General features: G+C 32.8%; 14 protein-coding genes and 1 riboswitch. Of the genes, 4 read left to right on the top strand and 10 right to left on the bottom strand.

Going from position 1 to position 16,381, the window contains the following annotated elements:
* Window positions 1–192 precede the first annotated feature (192 nt).
* On the top strand, window positions 193–681 hold the full coding sequence (locus ACVBED_RS01545) for a hypothetical protein (RefSeq protein ID WP_473094394.1): 489 nt from the start codon (window positions 193–195) through the stop codon (window positions 679–681).
* Window positions 682–685: 4 nt separating this feature from the next.
* On the opposite strand, the gene metF is transcribed toward ACVBED_RS01545, so the two are convergent.
* The 3 genes from metF to ACVBED_RS01560 all read right to left on the bottom strand — a co-directional run bounded on the left by metF (window position 686) and on the right by ACVBED_RS01560 (window position 5,447).
* Window positions 686–1,642, bottom strand: coding sequence for a methylenetetrahydrofolate reductase [NAD(P)H] (metF, locus tag ACVBED_RS01550; RefSeq protein ID WP_447120825.1), 957 nt, complete (start codon window positions 1,640–1,642; stop codon window positions 686–688).
* 58 nt (window positions 1,643–1,700) lie between these two features.
* Window positions 1,701–4,358: a methionine synthase gene (gene metH / locus ACVBED_RS01555; RefSeq protein ID WP_447120826.1), complete on the bottom strand. Its 2,658-nt coding sequence runs from the start codon at window positions 4,356–4,358 to the stop codon at window positions 1,701–1,703.
* A 78-nt stretch (window positions 4,359–4,436) separates the two neighbouring features.
* Window positions 4,437–5,447 carry a homocysteine S-methyltransferase family protein gene (locus tag ACVBED_RS01560; protein ID WP_447120827.1) on the bottom strand — a complete coding sequence of 337 codons (1,011 nt, stop codon included), beginning with the start codon at window positions 5,445–5,447 and terminating at the stop codon, window positions 4,437–4,439.
* Between the two features lie 62 nt (window positions 5,448–5,509).
* A riboswitch (SAM riboswitch) is annotated at window positions 5,510–5,616 on the bottom strand.
* 455 nt (window positions 5,617–6,071) lie between these two features.
* Here ACVBED_RS01560 and ACVBED_RS01565 point away from each other — a divergent pair.
* Both ACVBED_RS01565 and ACVBED_RS01570 read left to right on the top strand, forming a co-directional pair.
* Window positions 6,072–8,729, top strand: coding sequence for an MGH1-like glycoside hydrolase domain-containing protein (locus tag ACVBED_RS01565; RefSeq protein ID WP_447120828.1), 2,658 nt, complete (start codon window positions 6,072–6,074; stop codon window positions 8,727–8,729).
* 115 nt (window positions 8,730–8,844) lie between these two features.
* Complete coding sequence (locus tag ACVBED_RS01570) at window positions 8,845–9,030, top strand: hypothetical protein (protein WP_447120829.1); 186 nt, start codon at window positions 8,845–8,847, stop codon at window positions 9,028–9,030.
* Between the two features lie 34 nt (window positions 9,031–9,064).
* Here the strand turns inward: ACVBED_RS01570 and ACVBED_RS01575 are convergent, their stop codons facing one another.
* The 7 genes from ACVBED_RS01575 to ACVBED_RS01605 all read right to left on the bottom strand — a co-directional run bounded on the left by ACVBED_RS01575 (window position 9,065) and on the right by ACVBED_RS01605 (window position 15,585).
* A complete protein-coding gene (locus ACVBED_RS01575; RefSeq protein WP_447120830.1) occupies window positions 9,065–10,387 on the bottom strand; it encodes a DUF58 domain-containing protein in 1,323 nt (440 codons plus the stop codon).
* A 126-nt stretch (window positions 10,388–10,513) separates the two neighbouring features.
* Window positions 10,514–10,624 (bottom strand): four helix bundle protein, encoded by a 111-nt coding sequence (locus ACVBED_RS01580; protein ID WP_447120831.1) that lies wholly within the window; start codon window positions 10,622–10,624, stop codon window positions 10,514–10,516.
* Window positions 10,625–10,661: 37 nt separating this feature from the next.
* The gene (locus tag ACVBED_RS01585) at window positions 10,662–11,666 is read right to left on the bottom strand and encodes an AAA family ATPase (RefSeq protein WP_447120832.1); all 1,005 of its coding nucleotides are present in this window, start codon (window positions 11,664–11,666) and stop codon (window positions 10,662–10,664) included.
* A gap of 33 nt (window positions 11,667–11,699) precedes the next feature.
* Window positions 11,700–12,872, bottom strand: a complete 1,173-nt coding sequence (locus tag ACVBED_RS01590) for a DUF4350 domain-containing protein (protein WP_447120833.1) — start codon at window positions 12,870–12,872, stop codon at window positions 11,700–11,702.
* Window positions 12,872–13,663: a DUF4129 domain-containing protein gene (locus ACVBED_RS01595; RefSeq protein WP_447120834.1), complete on the bottom strand. Its 792-nt coding sequence runs from the start codon at window positions 13,661–13,663 to the stop codon at window positions 12,872–12,874. Before ACVBED_RS01595 ends, ACVBED_RS01590 begins: the two co-directional genes overlap by 1 nt.
* Window positions 13,653–14,627 carry a DUF4013 domain-containing protein gene (locus ACVBED_RS01600; protein WP_447120835.1) on the bottom strand — a complete coding sequence of 325 codons (975 nt, stop codon included), beginning with the start codon at window positions 14,625–14,627 and terminating at the stop codon, window positions 13,653–13,655. The genes ACVBED_RS01595 and ACVBED_RS01600 overlap by 11 nt, the downstream gene beginning before the upstream one ends.
* A complete protein-coding gene (locus tag ACVBED_RS01605) occupies window positions 14,605–15,585 on the bottom strand; it encodes a stage II sporulation protein M (RefSeq protein ID WP_447120836.1) in 981 nt (326 codons plus the stop codon). Before ACVBED_RS01605 ends, ACVBED_RS01600 begins: the two co-directional genes overlap by 23 nt.
* 22 nt (window positions 15,586–15,607) lie before the next feature.
* Between ACVBED_RS01605 and ACVBED_RS01610 the strand changes: the two genes are divergently transcribed.
* Window positions 15,608–16,363 carry an RDD family protein gene (locus ACVBED_RS01610; RefSeq protein ID WP_447120837.1) on the top strand — a complete coding sequence of 252 codons (756 nt, stop codon included), beginning with the start codon at window positions 15,608–15,610 and terminating at the stop codon, window positions 16,361–16,363.
* Window positions 16,364–16,381: the final 18 nt, after the last annotated feature.

Genomic DNA, 16,381 nt, shown 5'->3' on the forward strand with positions numbered 1-16,381 from the left:
GAGAAAGTTCTGGTGATGATATCTTGCCGATTTTTAATTTTTCTAATGATACGGCTTCTGTGGATTTAAATACCAATTATTTTAAAGGAAATTATACCGATCTTTTCTCATGTAAAAAAAGTAATTTAGCTGTTAAAACAAGTTTTGAAATGAAGCCTTGGACTTATTTAATTCTTGTAAAAGATTAAAATTATGACTCTAAAAATTAAAAAATTACCGATGAAATTATTAAGCTTATGCTGTGTTCTTTTTTTCTGTTTAAATTCCTGTAAAAAGGATGAGAAGATGACACAAAATTCTGCAGTAAAAGATTCTCTCAATATTAAAAAAGATTCAGTTACAGCAAGTATTCCATTAACCGTTGTGCCATTGAACATCTTTGCAGAAAAAGGGAAAACGGTTTTTAGCCAGGATAAAAGAACCATGTTCTTTTTTGACACACACAGTAATACTGGCGAGATTAATATCAACGGTAAAACTTATGCCCTAGACTTGCTGAATTTTACCGATAATGAATATCATCTTTCAGGTAAAGATGTTAAAATTACAGCAACAGAAGGTGATTTTAAAGAAAAGACAGGTGATTGTCTCTATGGGAAATTTTCTGAAGTAAAAGTACAACTGAATAAACAGGAAGTAATTTTAAAAGATATTTCGGTGCAGGATTGTCCGGCATATTAAATTTTTAAAAAACTTCTTTTACAACACGTTCCAAATTAGCACTTTTTCCCATAGAATAGTAGTGTAAAACAGGTACATTATTTTTTATTAGATCTCTGCTTTGCTCGATGCACCACTCAATCCCGATTTCTTTGGCTTCGGCATTGTCTTTAGATTTTGCAATTGAAATTACTAAATCGTTGGGTAGATCCACACTGAAACGGTGCGGAATGAGGCTCAACTGATTTTTAGTTACCAACGGTTTTATCCCTGGAATAATTGGGACGGTAATTCCTGCGCCGCGACAATTATCGACGAATTCATAGTATTTTTGATTATCAAAAAACATTTGTGTGATGATATAATCTGCGCCAGCCTCGATTTTCTTTTTCAAATGGTATAAATCCTGCTCAAAACTCGCTGCCTCCATGTGTTTTTCCGGATAACCCGAAACGCCTATATTAAAATTGGTTGCACAACAATTTTCTAAAGTTTCATCTAAATATTTTCCCTGATTCATTTGAACTATCTGCTCTACCAAATCTTTAGCGAAAGCATGTCCATTTTTATCCGGTTTAAAATAAGTTTCAGTTTTTACAGCGTCACCGCGTAAAGCGACCACATTTTGAATGCCTAAAAAATCTACTTCAATTAAAAAATTTTCTGTGTCCTCTCGGCTAAAACCGCCGCACAAAATATGCGGAACGGCGTCAACGTGGTATTTGTTTTGAATTGCGGCACAAATCCCAACAGTTCCGGGACGTTTTCTTACGATTCTTTTTTCTAAAAGTCCGTTTTCTCGTTCAATATATTCATATTCTTCGCGGTGATATGTAACGTCTATAAATTTTGGATCGTATTCCATCAAAGGATCGATCGCATCAAAAATAGACTGTATATTTTGACCTTTTAGAGGCGGTAAAATTTCAAAAGAAAAGATGGTTTTGTCTTTTGATTGGTTAATGTGGTCTGTTATTTTCATATAGTAATTTCACTGCTTCGCAGTTTTTTTTAATCTAAATTTTGCTTTCTTATATAAATTAATCCGCTAAATTTGGACTTAACCAACGTTTTGCGTAATCATAATCAACGTTTTTACGTTTCACATAATCTTCCAATTGATCTTCTTTTATTTTCCCTACTCCAAAATATTTCGCTTGTGGATTGGCAAAATAGTACCCGGAAACTGCGGCAGTTGGAAACATCGCCATGCTTTCTGTCAATTCTACACCAATATTTTCTTTTACTTTTAATAAATCCCAAATCGTTGGTTTTTCTAAATGATCCGGACAAGCAGGATAACCTGGTGCAGGGCGAATTCCGGAATATTTTTCGGCAATTAAATCTTCATTTGGTAAATCTTCATTTTCTGCGTAACCCCAATATTGTGTCCGAACTTTATAATGTAAAAATTCTGCAAATGCTTCTGCAAGTCTGTCTGCTAAAGCTTTTACAATTATTGCATTATAATCATCGCCGGCTTCGTAATATTTTTGTGCCAGTTCTTCGGTTCCAAAACCGGTACATACACAAAATGCGCCAATATAATCTTGTTTTCCAGATTCTTTAGGCGCTATAAAATCACTCAGAGCAGAATATTTTTTGCCAGCCGATTTTTTTAACTGTTGGCGAAGCGTGTGAAATTTTCTATAAACTTTATCATCATCAAAAACTAGAATGTCATCTTCATTATTAGAATTGGCAGGAAAAATTCCGAAAATTCCTTTTGCGGTAAATAATTTATCATCAATAATTTTCTTCAACATCTCTTGCGCTTCGCCGAAAAGTTCGGTGGCTTGTTCACCCACAACTTCATCGGTCAAAATCTGCGGAAATTTACCGTGCAATTCCCACGCTTGGAAAAATGGAGTCCAGTCTATAAAAGGTAAAAGTTCTTTTAGATCCTGATTTTCTATAATTTTAATTCCTAAGAAGTTGGGTGTTAAAATTGTTTCATGTCGCCAATCGATTTCAAACTTTTGAGAGCGAGCATCTTTAATTTTCAAGTATTCTTTCTCAATTTGACGGTTTAGAAATTTCTCCCGAAAATCTTCATAATCTAATTTTAAATCTGAAATATATTTTTCATTATTGTCGCTCAACAGCGCACTTACAACGCCAACTGCCCGAGAAGCATCATTCACATGAACAACTGTTTGGTCATATTTTGGGAAAATTTTAACGGAAGTGTGTGCTTTGGAAGTTGTCGCACCGCCGATCAACAATGGAAACTTTAAATTTTGACGTTGAAGTTCGTCCGCAACGTGAACCATTTCATCTAAACTTGGTGTAATTAAGCCGCTTAAACCAATAACATCAACGTTGTGTTCGATTGCGGCAGCAATTATTTTTTCTGCCGGAACCATCACGCCCAAATCGATGATCTCATAATTATTACAACCTAAAACCACACTCACAATATTTTTTCCTATATCGTGAACATCACCTTTGACAGTTGCCATTAAAATTTTACCGTTGGGTTTTGCTTTTTCATCTTTGAGCGCTTCAATATAAGGCTGCAAATAAGCAACGGCTTTTTTCATCACTCTTGCTGATTTTACAACTTGTGGTAAAAACATTTTCCCGCTACCGAATAAATCACCAACTACGCCCATTCCCGTCATTAAATTAATTTCAATGACATCTAAAGGACGTTTTGATTGCAATCTTGCTTCTTCAACATCTTCGATGATGAAGCGATCTGTTCCCTTGACCAAAGCGTGTGTAATTCTTTCCTGTAATGGATTTTTACGCCATTCTAATTCTTCGACAATATCTTTTTTTACTGACTTTACACGTTCGGAATAATCTAAAAGATTTTCTGTTGCGTCGTCATTTCTGTCGAGCATTACATCTTCCACCAAATCTAAAAGTTCCTTTGGAATATCATCATAAACTGTAAGCAAACTAGGGTTAACAATTCCCATATTCATACCCGCTTTTATAGCATGGTAAAGGAAAACGGAATGCATTGCTTCCCGAACATTGTCATTTCCTCTAAATGAAAAAGAGACATTAGAAACGCCGCCGCTTACGGAAACATAAGGTAAATTTTCGCGAACCCATTTTGTGGCTTTTATATAATCTACTGCGTTTTGACGGTGTTCATCCATTCCCGTTGCTACAGGAAAAATATTTAAATCGAAAATAATATCTTCGGGTGGAAAATGAACTTCATTAACCAAAATATTATAACTTCTTTTGCTAATTTCCAGTCTGCGTTCGTAATTATCGGCTTGTCCATTTTCATCAAAAGCCATGACGATTACTGCCGCACCATATCTTTTAATTTTTTTAGCGTGGTCAATGAACTCTTTTTCACCTTCTTTTAAACTGATGGAATTCACCACGCATTTTCCTTGAACGACTTGCAAACCCGCTTCTAAAATTTCCCATTTTGAAGAATCAATCATAATTGGAATTCTGGAAATATCCGGTTCCGAAGCGATTAAATTTAAGAATTTAACCATGCAATATTTACCGTCCAGTAAACCATCATCAAAATTGACATCTAAAATCTGAGCGCCATTTTCAACCTGTTCTCTTGCAATATCAAGTGCTTCAGAAAATTTTTCTTCTTTAATTAATCGAAGGAACTTCTTTGAACCTGCAACATTTGTTCTCTCACCAACATTAATAAAGTTGGATTCTTCTGCTATAATTAAAGGTTCGAGACCTGAGAGTTTTAAGTATTTCATTAATAATTTTCCAATTTATCAATGTAACCGTTTACCAATGACATTATTATGTCAAATGATAGTTACATTGTTACATTTTTAGATTGTTACATTAATTTTTCTTGGTTGATATTCTTTCACCAGATCTGCAATTGCTTTTATATGTTCTGGAGTTGTTCCACAGCAACCGCCGATAATATTAATTAAATTTTTATCTACAAATTCGCGGATCTGTTCGGCCATAAATTCTGGACTTTCATCATATTGCCCGAAAGCATTTGGTAATCCTGCATTTGGATACGCGGAAATAAAAAATTCTGAATTGTTTGCTAAACTTTCCAAATAAGGCGTCAATTGTTTGGCACCTAAAGCACAATTAAAACCAACGCTCAGTAAATTTAAATGTGAAATCGAAATTAAAAATGCTTCCGCGGTTTGTCCGCTCAGAGTTCTTCCTGAAGCATCTGTAATGGTTCCTGAAACCATAATTGGAATCTCAATATTTCGCTCTTCCTGAATTTCGTCAATAGCAAAAAGTGCGGCTTTTGCATTTAAGGTGTCAAAAATAGTTTCTACCAAAAGTAGATCTGAACCGCCATCTAGTAAGGCTTCTGCTTGCTGTTTGTAAGCAATTCGTAGTTCTTCAAAAGTAATGGCACGAAAACCCGGATCATTGACGTCTGGTGAAAGACTGGCTGTTTTGTTAGTTGGTCCGATGGAACCAGCTACAAATCGAGGTTTATCAGGATTTTTTGTAGTGAATTCCTGGCAAACTTTTTTGGCGATTTTTGCAGATTCAAAATTCAGTTCATAAACCAGTTCTTCCATATGATAATCAGCCATTGCGATGGTAGTTCCGGAAAAAGTATTGGTTTCAATAATGTCTGCCCCAGCTGCTAAATATTTCCTGTGAACTTCGGAAATGGCTTCTGGTTGTGTTAAAGTCAATAAATCATTATTACCTTTTAAAGAAAATTCCCAATCTTTAAAGCGTTCGCCTCGGTAATCTGCTTCCGTAAAATTATAACGCTGAAGCATAGTTCCCATAGCGCCATCTAAAATTAGGATGCGTTTGGAAAGTTCGGCGCGAAGTATATGTTGTGAATTCATTTTCAATTTTAGTTATAAATAAAAATTTGAAAATGCTACCGAAGAAAGGTAGAAAAATTTATTAGTTATCTTCATCCGGAAAAACCGGAATAGAATGTAGCACCTTTTCTCAAAAGAGAGGTTGCCAAGGTTTCGTAGGGTCTAGTCCCTCCACCTTTCTGGATAACATTTTCAATATTTAAAAGAACAATTCGGCTACAAAGATAATGAGTAATAATTAGAAAACTGATGAAATACTTCAAAGTTTTTCAATAAAATTTAAAGAAACTTAATAGGATTAATCACTCAAAATGATTAATTAAAGCGGCTGTATGACAGATTTGAATATTTCAATTCATTTAAAAATCATTAATTTTGCAAATGAAAATTCAAACTATTTTTGAATTTTAAATAGTTAAACAGTCGTAGCCCGACCTGAACTGAAATCCTTTTGTTGCAATTACGATTGCAAAAATTTCGAAGAAGTATATTACTTTCTATCGCAATAGCTTTAAGAAAATTAGTAGGGGAGGACGAAAATAGCTGGTCTGATAAGATGTAAAAGAGATATTCTACAAAGTGAAATAGCTGCTAAAAGAAATATCGTAATTAATAATAAAATAAATTTAATCTTAAGGAAAATATATGAAAATTGAAAACGAAAGATTAAAAAATGAGCAATGGCGGCAATGGGGGCCATATGTAAGTAACCGACAATGGGGAAATGTGCGTGAAGATTACAGCCATGATGGCAATGCCTGGGAGTCTACCAGCCATGATGAAGCAGAAAGTAAAGTTTTCCGCTGGGCGGAAGAGGGAATTGCAGGTTTAAGCGATTCCAAACAACTGCTTTGTTTTGCCTTTTCATTTTGGAATAAGAAAGATAAAATGGTCAAAGAGCGTTTTTTTGGTGTTTCTAATTATCAGGGAAATCACGGTGAAGACGTAAAAGAATTATTTTATTATCTGGATAATACGCCATCTCACAGTTATATGAAGATGGTTTATAAATACCCAATCAACCGTTTTCCCTATGAAGAATTGGTTGAAGAAAATGAACGCCGAAGTAAAACTGAACCAGAATTTGAATTAATTGATACTGGAATATTCAATAAAAATGAATATTTTGATATTTTTATAGAATATTGTAAAGTTGATCCGGATGATATTTTTATCCGGGTTACGGCTCATAATCGAAGTGAAAATTCTGCGCCATTAGTAATTTTACCAACAGTTTGGTTCAGAAATAATTGGGTTTGGGGATACAATGATTACAAACCAGAACTAAAAAAAGCAAGAAACGGGGTTATTGATATCTTGCACGACAGTATTTCTATAAAAAAGTTTTACGCAAGAAATTCTGAAACTGAAGCACTTTTTTGCGAAAATGAAACGAATATTGCTAAAATTTATAATACAGCTCCAACATCAGGCTATTTTAAAGACGGAATAAATGATTTTATCACTGACGGAAACGATACTGTAAACCCAGAAAATTTTGGCACCAAAGCAAGTTTTCACATTGATACAGAAATTGCTGCGGGTGAATCAAAAACTTTTGATTTTAGACTTTCGCCCCATGAAATGAATGACGCGTTTTATGATTTTGATGAAATATTTGAAATTAGAAAAGAAGAAGCCAATTATTTCTACGAAAATCTACAAAGAAACATTCCCGATAAAGATGAACAAAACGTTCAGAGACAGGCTTTTGCAGGACTTCTCTGGAATAAACAATTCTACCATTATAATGTTGCGAAATGGCTAAAAGGTGATCCAAATTTAGAAGCACCCAGAAATTTTGACAAATTCGTACGGAATACAGAATGGATGCATCTTCATAATAAAGACATCATTTCTATGCCTGATAAATGGGAATATCCGTGGTATGCAACCTGGGATTTGGCATTTCATTGTGTTTCATTTAGTGTGATTGACGCAGGTTTTGCTAAAAGTCAGTTAGCACTTTTGACCAAAGAATGGTACATGCATCCAAATGGACAAATGCCCGCTTATGAATGGAATCTGAGCGACGTCAATCCACCAGTTCACGCGTGGTCAGTTTTCCGGGTTTTTAAAATTGATGAAAGTATTAACGGAAAGGCAGATATTAAATTTCTAGAAAGTGTTTTTCAAAAATTACTACTGAATTTTACCTGGTGGGTGAATCGAAAAGATTTGAAAGGTAATAATTTATTTGGCGGTGGCTTTTTAGGTTTAGATAATATCGGTGCATTTGACCGGAATATGGATATGAAAGATGGTGAACATCTGGACCAAGCGGATGGCACGAGTTGGATGGCGATGTATTCGTTAAATATGATGCGTATCGCAATGGAATTGGCTATGTACAACGACGTTTATGAAGATATGGCCATTAAATTTTTTGAGCATTATCTTTATATTGCGGATGCAATGGAACATATCGGCGATGGAAAAAATGGTCTTTGGAACGAAGAAGATGGTTTTTTCTATGATGTTTTGCAGCTCTCAAATGGCGAAAGTATTTCCTTAAAGCTTCGAAGTATTGTGGGCTTAATCCCGATGTTTGCGGTGGAAGTAATTGATCACGAAATGATTGAGCGTCTGCCGAAATTTAAAGAACGGATGGATTGGGTATTGCGGAATAAGCCAGAACTCACGAAATTAGTGTCGCATTGGGAAGTGGAAGGTCAGGGTAAAAAGCACTTAATGAGTATTTTACGAAAAACAAGATTAACAAAAGTTTTACACAGAATGCTCTGCGAACAAGAATTTTTGGGTGATTATGGTATTCGAGCCATGTCTAAAATTTATGAGAAAAATCCCTTCGTTTTCTCTGCGCAAGATCGAGAATATGTTGTCCATTATACACCTGCAGAAAGTGAAAGCTCTATGTTTGGTGGCAACAGCAACTGGCGCGGCCCGATTTGGTTCCCTATTAATTTTTTAATTGTTGAAAGTTTACAGAGATTTCATTATTATTATGGGAACAATATTCAGGTAGAATTTCCCACGCACAGTGAAGATTATTTTAATTTAAATGAAATTTCCGAGAAATTAAGTCAAAGACTTTGCAGTTTATTTCTAAAAGATGAGAACGGAAATCGGCCATTTAATGGCGGCGTGGAAAAATTCAACCAGGATCCATATTTTAAAGATTTAATATTATTTAATGAATATTTTAATGGCGATACCGGAAAAGGTTTAGGCGCGTCACACCAGACCGGCTGGACTTCTACCGTTACAAAAATGCTTCAACCGAGAAATCTTTTAAGCGGTTTAAATAAAGAATTGTTTCTAAATGATGAAATTGAGAATTAATTAACATTATTCAAAAATATTATCAGAATTAATAAAAATAAAGCAAATATATTTAAGAGAGTTCATACATTTAATGTATTTATCTGCCGATATTAATAAATTAAAAAAAATTAATTTGTCTAATAATAGCAAACTCATTCAATTTATAATTAAAGGAAATCAAATTGCGGAAATTGATATAACTAAAAATCCAAACTTAAAAATGAATATTCTGTACATTGATGGAAATGTAAAAATTATTGGTACAAAAGAACAAATGGGAAAATATTCACCGGCACCATCTCCGCCGCCATCAATGTAAAAACAAATTTCTCTAAACTTTATAACTGATTTCCCTACAAAATCCCTCTCGCTTTAATCTCCAAATATTTATTGATCACTTCAATGTTTAGATTTTCTGGCGCGGTATAAATGCTGTAAATTCCAAATTTTCTTAGTTCCTGAATAATCAGTTTCTTTTCAAACTCAAATTTTTCTGCGATAATTTCATCATAAATTTCCTGCATATTTTCAGGATTATTGTGCATCAATTGTTGTAATTCTGAATTTTTAAAAAAGACAACTACCAAAATATGGTTTTTTGCAATGCCGCGCAAATATTTCATTTGACGATTTACGGCATCTAAAGTTTCAAAATTGGTGAAGAGCAAAAGCAAACTTCTTTGGGTAATGCTAAATTTTAAATCTTGGTACAATCGGCTGAAATCCGTCTCGTAGAAATTAGTTTGGATATTGTAAAGCGCTTCAGAGATCTTACGCAATTGTTCGCTTTTATTTTCTGCAGCGACTTTATTTTCCGTTTTTTTAGAAAAAGTCATCATTCCGGCGCGATCCGATTTTTTTAAAATAATATGACTCAAAGCCATCGTTGCGTTAATCGAATAATCGAGCAAACTTAAACCATTGAAAGGCATTTGCATCGTTCTTCCTTTGTCAATTATCATATATACCCGTTGAGATTTTTCATCCTGAAATTGGTTAATCATCAACTGATTTCGCTTACCTGTGGCTTTCCAATTCACCGTTCTAATATCATCACCCGGAACATATTCTTTGATTTGCTCAAATTCCATGGTATGACCGAGTTTCCGGATTTTTTTAATTCCGCCCAAAAGAAACTCATTTTGCAGAGCCATTATTTCATATTTCCGGAGATGGATAAATGACGGATAACTTGGCAAAATGTCATTATTTTGAAATGTAAAACGCCGGGAAACAAAGCCTAATTTTGTTTGTGCGTAAATATTTAGATTTCCAAAATTATATTCGCCCCGTTCTTTCGGCGTAAGAAAATAATTTAATAAAATATTGTGTTTTGATTCAATTTCTTTCACAATTAGAAAATCTCTAATTTGAAATTGATAAGGGATTTCATCGATTATTTTTACCTTAATTTTAAACCTGTAGTTATTTTTTACTTCTAATTTTACTTCATTTTCATCGCCATTAGATAATTTTTCAGGTAAAATTCTAAGCGCAAAAATATCATTGTTAGAATTAAATAAAAATAAAGAATCAACAAGAAACGCAATAAAAATAAGGGCTAAAACCAGGTGTGCTAAAATCAAAAAAATGGGAAAGAAAAATCCTAAAACATAGAGAAATCCGACGCCAAAAAGCGCGAAAAAAAATTGGTTATTGATATAAAGGTTTTTCATGAAAGGTCGTAGTTGGTAGATTTTAGGTTGTAGTTTTAGGACAAAGTTTTTAGATAGTTAATTAAGCCATTTAGCATTTTTAATAATTCTGATATTTTCAATGAAAATTCTGTAAAATTTTCATCTTTAATAAAATCCAAATTTTTCTTTAGAAGGAAATTTCGCAGTAATTTCATAGATTTCAGTTACAAATTCTATCGATTTTTGCCAAACTAATAATTCTTTAAAATTTCCCATAATTAATTTCTATTACCTAAAAACTTAAACCTGCAACCTACCTTGGTATTTCCATACTTTCCAAAATTTGTCTAATAATTTCATCGGCTGTTAAACCTTCCATTTCACGTTCTGGCGCGACCATTACTCTGTGTCTGAGAACAGCAAAAGAAGAATCTTTAATATCTTCTGGCGTTACAAAATCTCTTCCGCGAAGTGCGGCAAATGCTTTGGAAGCCTTTAATAGAGCCAAACTTGCACGAGGTGACGCACCTAAATATAAAAATTGGTTTTCTCTGGTATTCACAATTATTTTCGCAATATATTCTAAAAGTTGAGGTTCAACCAAAATTTCTTTTACCAACTGCTGGTAATTATAAAGTTGGTGTGCAGAAATTATAGGATTTACAAGCGTAGTTTTATCATCTAATTTATTTATATGTTCGTTTTTTATAATTTGTATTTCTTGCGCCAAATCTGGATAACCCACATCAATTTTAAATAAAAACCGGTCGAGTTGCGCTTCAGGAAGTCGGTAAGTTCCTTCATGTTCAATTGGATTTTGTGTGGCAACAACCAAAAATGGCTCTTCCATTTTATATTCTTTTCCATCCATCGTGATTTGTCGCTCTTCCATCACTTCAAAAAGTGCGGCCTGCGTTTTCGCGGGCGAACGATTAATTTCATCAATCAAAACAAAATTTGAAAAAATCGGTCCTTTTTTAAATTCAAACTCAGAGTTTTTAATATTAAAAATAGAAGTACCCAAAATATCCGATGGCATTAAATCTGGCGTAAACTGAATTCTGCTAAAATCTACGGCAATTGTTTTGGCCAAAAGTTTTGCCGTAATTGTTTTTGCAACGCCAGGAACACCTTCTATTAAAACGTGTCCATTGGAAAGTAAAGCAGCCAAAAGATGCTCAATCATTTTTTCTTGGCCCACAATTACTTTTGCGATTTCGTCTTTTACCGATTGTATGTTTTCTCTTAATTGCATCATATCAAGACGGGATTCAAACTGCGGATTTATATTTTCTTGTTCTATATTTTCGTTTTCCATATTTCTGGATTTTTATTATAAAATTAATAGTTATTATTGAGGCAAAATTTCATCTAAAATTCGATTTAAAGCAAGTAGATCTTCTTTCATAACTGAGGAATAGGGATCTTCACTTTTTTTAATTAAAACTAAAGCCTCATTTATTTTATCTAAATTTTTACCAGTTTTTAAGTGAAGTTTTTGGGCAAAAATTTCATTTAAATCTTGTGTGTCAATCATTAAATCTAAGCGAACACGGTGCAAAAAATACTGGGATTTCTTCGCCATCATATCATGAAAATCGCCTTCCTGAAGATAAAGGTTTCCAATACTTTTCACAAATTCTACTGAGGTATTCTTTAAAGGTTCAATAACTGGAATAATTCTTTGCTTACGCTTTACATTAAAAATAACAAATAAAAGTAAACCTACTAAAAGTAAATACCAGGCGTATCTTAAAGCCGGATTTGCCAAAATAAAACTCAGCGGTGACGATTTCTGCGGCGATTCTGACGATTTTGCTTCGATGAACCAAATGGTTTTTCTGCTGGGTAAATAAGAGAAAACATCTTCAACGTATTTTTTATTCTGCGGTTTAAGTAAATAATAATTCGTTAAAATTAGAGGCTCTGTATGCAAATATACATGTCCTTTCCCGTAATTTATTTTTATAAAATTGGCTGCTAATTCACTTTTATAATAATCAGATTTACCTAAAATGTCATGTGTCTGTTTTAAGTAATAAAAACCATTTACAGTTGGAAATTTATCTATAACGAGACTGTCATTTTTATATTTAATATCCGTTAATTTTAAGATATTTTTATCGCTATCATTTAGATTTGTGGTCAAAAATTGCAATTGAGACTGAAAATATTTTGGAAAGTTTTCACTAAAAACTAACGCATCTGAACCATCATTGACTTGCGCTAAAATTTTGTCTCCAGCCATTTTATTTAAATCTTGATTAATGATCAAAATATTATGTGCTGCCATTTTGTTGTTCTGACTATAAAAAGCGTAAGGCGATTTATTAGATTTTGAAACTTGATTATTTAAAAGTTCATTGACTTCTTTATTAAAAACATACAAACCGAAAGGACTTTTTTCTGCTGTATCAAAGTTCTTCCGCCAATCAATAATTTCCTTTTTATTAAGTTGTAAAATGGCCAATAAAATTGCAATTACCAGAAATAAGATACCGTATGTTTTAAAAGTTTTACTCATTAAAATCGGGTATTTTGAAATTTTTCTTTGTAGTAATCATAATCACTTTGTGAGAGTGAAAACTCGCCATACCAAACGTAATCAAAAATATATGTTAAATCTAAAAATTGCTTTTTCGACGTTTCTTCTTTTAGTTCTGAAATGTAATCTTGGTTAGTTTTTTCGGGCATCCAAGTGATTTTATTTTTATCTGAAAGTGTCTTTAAAACGTACAGAAACCGATATCTGATCGCGGAACGGAAATCTTTAATTAACTCATATTTCATTATTAATTCAGGGAGATTAATCTCGTGGATATTTTCATGAATCTCGCTAGAAATTGGTGCGAGATTTTTATTTTTCCTACCAAAAAAGAAACTACCGTTTTTAGAATTTAAATATTTAACTAAATAATAAAGTAAAAAAGCCAAAGTAACAATACCTAAAATTCGCAAGACATTAAATGTGTATCGGTTTGCCGTCAATGGATCTAAATCACCGAAAATTTTACGAAGAATTCTAGTTATATTTCTTTTAATTCTTTCCCACAAAGATTCGTGCGGTTTTAAAACTTCATAATCGAACGCTTTACTGGTATATTTTTTATGAAAATTTGGTGAAAAATTTTTCTGATAAATTGTGTTCTTTGTTTCGTAATTTTTTTTTAAAATTGAATCTGCTGGTAGCATATTTTCTTTCGGATTATTTAAAGTATCTAAAACTTTTTTCACGGGAATCGGCAAAGTACCTTCCTGCGCCGAAATACTGGAACTCAAAATAAAAAGCAGTAGGAATAGGTATTTAAATTTCATTAGTACCAATGCTTTCAATTTCTGCGAAATCTTCATTTCTGTGGAGGTCTAATCTGCTGTCGTAATACATTAGTCCTGAATTGATGTAATTTAAGTTCATTAAAACGAAAGTAAATAAAATAGAAATGGCGTAGAAAACAAAAAATAAAATTCCCAAACCGCCATTAAAAAACTGACTCATCGCTGCATGTGGATTATCTGACGGGACCGTAAAAACCGAAACACCCATAATGACTGTTGGTATAAAAAGAATAATACTTGAAACCACTTGAACGATTAAATATATAACTATTGATGATGCCCAATATTTCCAGAAAGGCGTTTTTAACCGATTATTTGAATATGAAAATTGTGCTTTGAAACCATATCGAAGTGATGCGAAGAAACCATTATTGGTATTAAAATAATGAAAAAGCGTAAAATTAACAATATTCGCTAAAGTTGGGAAGAGCAAAAGAATGAGGAAAAATCCAATGATAATAAACATTAGAAAAACAGAGACGGTCATTAAAATTGCTGTAATTGGTAACATAATGAAAAACATTCCAAAAACAAATTTCACAAATTTCCATAAGTGTGTTTTTAAATCGCCCAAAAGTTGATTAGTACTAATGTTTTGATCGCTAGTTTCAGCCAAACGTTTTAAATAAAGTACCGGGAAAGTATAAATTAAAAAAATACAAGCTAAACCAAGAAACAAAAATAATAAGCCAAAAACGACCATTATTCCAACATTTTCCTGAAAATATTGTTCAAAATAGTAAGATTGTCCATTGACATTTCCCGAGAACATTTGAGCAAAAATACTCTTGTAACCGACAACATACAGCGCCACTAAAAGCAACAATAAAGTACCATTTAGCGCCAAATAATTTTTAAAATAATTTTTTCCATGGTCTTTGAAAAATTGAAAAGTATCACTTACGAGTTGACCGAAATCCCTATTCTGGTAAAATTGAAGCATAAGTAAGTTTTTTATGTCTAATTCTTGAGTATATAAAATAGTAGAAGACAATGATAGAAAGCGTTCCGAAAATTATTAGTAGGTTTAAAAAAACGGGCATTTTCAATGCGTATCTGGTAACAAAACCTTCGATTAATCCTGCAACAATGGTAAAAGGAACAGTAGAAAGAAAAATTTTAAAACTGTCTTTAAAACCTATTTTAAAGGAATTAAACCGGCTTAAAGTTTTTGGAAATAAAATAGAGGCGCCTAAAATTAATCCCGCCATTGTTTCTATTACCATACTAAAAATTTCAAAAACGCCATGTAACCAAATGCCTCGCGCACTATCAACCAAAGCACCTTGCGCTTTAAAAAAATATTGAAACGCACCAAGCATTATCGAATTTTGAAGCAAAGCATATAAACTTCCAACGCCGCCGAAAATGCCCCAAATATAAAGTTTTGCACCAACCATTAAATTATTAAAAATTATCGAAAAAGCCGTTCCCCAATTTGAACCACTTGCATAAACACCAACTGCATTTCCTTTCTTAATATTTTCAATGGTCATATTGACATATTCATCGCCCAAAAGTGAGCGCGGAAAATCTTTATCATAAAAAGTAGAAATAAATCCTATCGCAGTAAAAAGTGTAAAAAACACAAAAGCATAAAGCATATAACGGCGATATTGATAAACTAAAAGCGGTACCTCAGTTTTAAAAAAATAAAAAAATCGATTTTTCTCAATGCGTTTCGTTTTATAAATTTGCTGAAAGATTTGGGAAGAAAGATGATTAATATAAACCGTCACTTTACTTTTTGGGTAATAAGTTTGCGCAAATGAAAGATCATTTACAAGATTGATATAAAGAGATGCAAGATCATCTGGATTTTTTTTAATTTTTCCACTGATGATTTGCTCAATTCCCAACCATTTTTCTTTATTTTGTTTTATAAAAGCAACCTCTCTCATATCTTCTGCTAAAATATAAAATATGTCTCAAATTGCAATCAACACTTCTCAAAATGTGAATATAAATTTCTCTACGGCGAGTGTAGGCGAAAGAATTGCAGCATTTTTCATAGATATGGCAATTAAGGTTATTTATGGAATTTCTGTTTTATATATTTTTTATCATATTTTAGACCTTGGTGTTTTTTTATCAAGTTTAGATAATTGGTCTTCCGCCACCATTATGATCATTTTATTGTTCCCGACTATAATTTATACTTTGCTTTTTGAAAGTTTAATGGAAGGGCAGACATTTGGCAAAAAACTACTCGGTATTAAAGTGGTAAAAATTGACGGTTATCAGGCGAGTTTCAGTGATTATCTGATGCGCTGGTTTTTCCGTTTGGTTGATATTTGGTCGAATTCTGGTGTCATTGGTTTAGTAAGTGTCATTGTTTCTAAAAATAACCAAAGATTAGGCGATATGGTTTCTGGTTGCAGCGTGATTACTTTAAAAAATAAAGTGAATATCTCTAATACTATTTTAGAAAATTTAAAAGAAAATTACATTCCGACTTTCCCGACTGTTATTTCCTTGTCTGATAATGACATGCGAATCATTAAAGAAAATTTCCAGAAAGCCATGAAAATTGATGACCGTCAACTAATGACTCAACTTTCAAATAAAATAAAAGATATTTTAAAAATACAGATTGACCCACGCGATTTTACCGAAAGGCAATTTATTCAAGTCATTATTAAAGATTATAATTTCTATACGGGACAGGAAGTAAAGTAAATTGTTGAGAAGAAAAAA

The sequence above is a fragment of the Halpernia sp. GG3 genome (assembly GCF_052976925.2).

Excerpts from the sequence above, each read along its gene's own strand:
- ACVBED_RS01595 (WP_447120834.1), bottom strand. The coding sequence starts at position 13,663 with ATGAAATTTAAATACCTATTCCTACTGCTTTTTATTTTGAGTTCCAGT.
- ACVBED_RS01565 (WP_447120828.1), top strand. The coding sequence starts at position 6,072 with ATGAAAATTGAAAACGAAAGATTAAAAAATGAGCAATGGCGGCAATGG.
- ACVBED_RS01610 (WP_447120837.1), top strand. The coding sequence starts at position 15,608 with ATGTCTCAAATTGCAATCAACACTTCTCAAAATGTGAATATAAATTTC.
- metF (WP_447120825.1), bottom strand. The coding sequence starts at position 1,642 with ATGAAAATAACAGACCACATTAACCAATCAAAAGACAAAACCATCTTT.
- ACVBED_RS01545 (WP_473094394.1), top strand. The coding sequence starts at position 193 with ATGACTCTAAAAATTAAAAAATTACCGATGAAATTATTAAGCTTATGC.
- ACVBED_RS01580 (WP_447120831.1), bottom strand. The coding sequence starts at position 10,624 with ATGGGAAATTTTAAAGAATTATTAGTTTGGCAAAAATCGATAGAATTT.
- metH (WP_447120826.1), bottom strand. The coding sequence starts at position 4,358 with ATGAAATACTTAAAACTCTCAGGTCTCGAACCTTTAATTATAGCAGAA.
- ACVBED_RS01585 (WP_447120832.1), bottom strand. The coding sequence starts at position 11,666 with ATGGAAAACGAAAATATAGAACAAGAAAATATAAATCCGCAGTTTGAA.
- ACVBED_RS01600 (WP_447120835.1), bottom strand. The coding sequence starts at position 14,627 with ATGCTTCAATTTTACCAGAATAGGGATTTCGGTCAACTCGTAAGTGAT.
- ACVBED_RS01560 (WP_447120827.1), bottom strand. The coding sequence starts at position 5,447 with ATGAATTCACAACATATACTTCGCGCCGAACTTTCCAAACGCATCCTA.
- ACVBED_RS01590 (WP_447120833.1), bottom strand. The coding sequence starts at position 12,872 with ATGAGTAAAACTTTTAAAACATACGGTATCTTATTTCTGGTAATTGCA.
- ACVBED_RS01605 (WP_447120836.1), bottom strand. The coding sequence starts at position 15,585 with ATGAGAGAGGTTGCTTTTATAAAACAAAATAAAGAAAAATGGTTGGGA.
- ACVBED_RS01575 (WP_447120830.1), bottom strand. The coding sequence starts at position 10,387 with ATGAAAAACCTTTATATCAATAACCAATTTTTTTTCGCGCTTTTTGGC.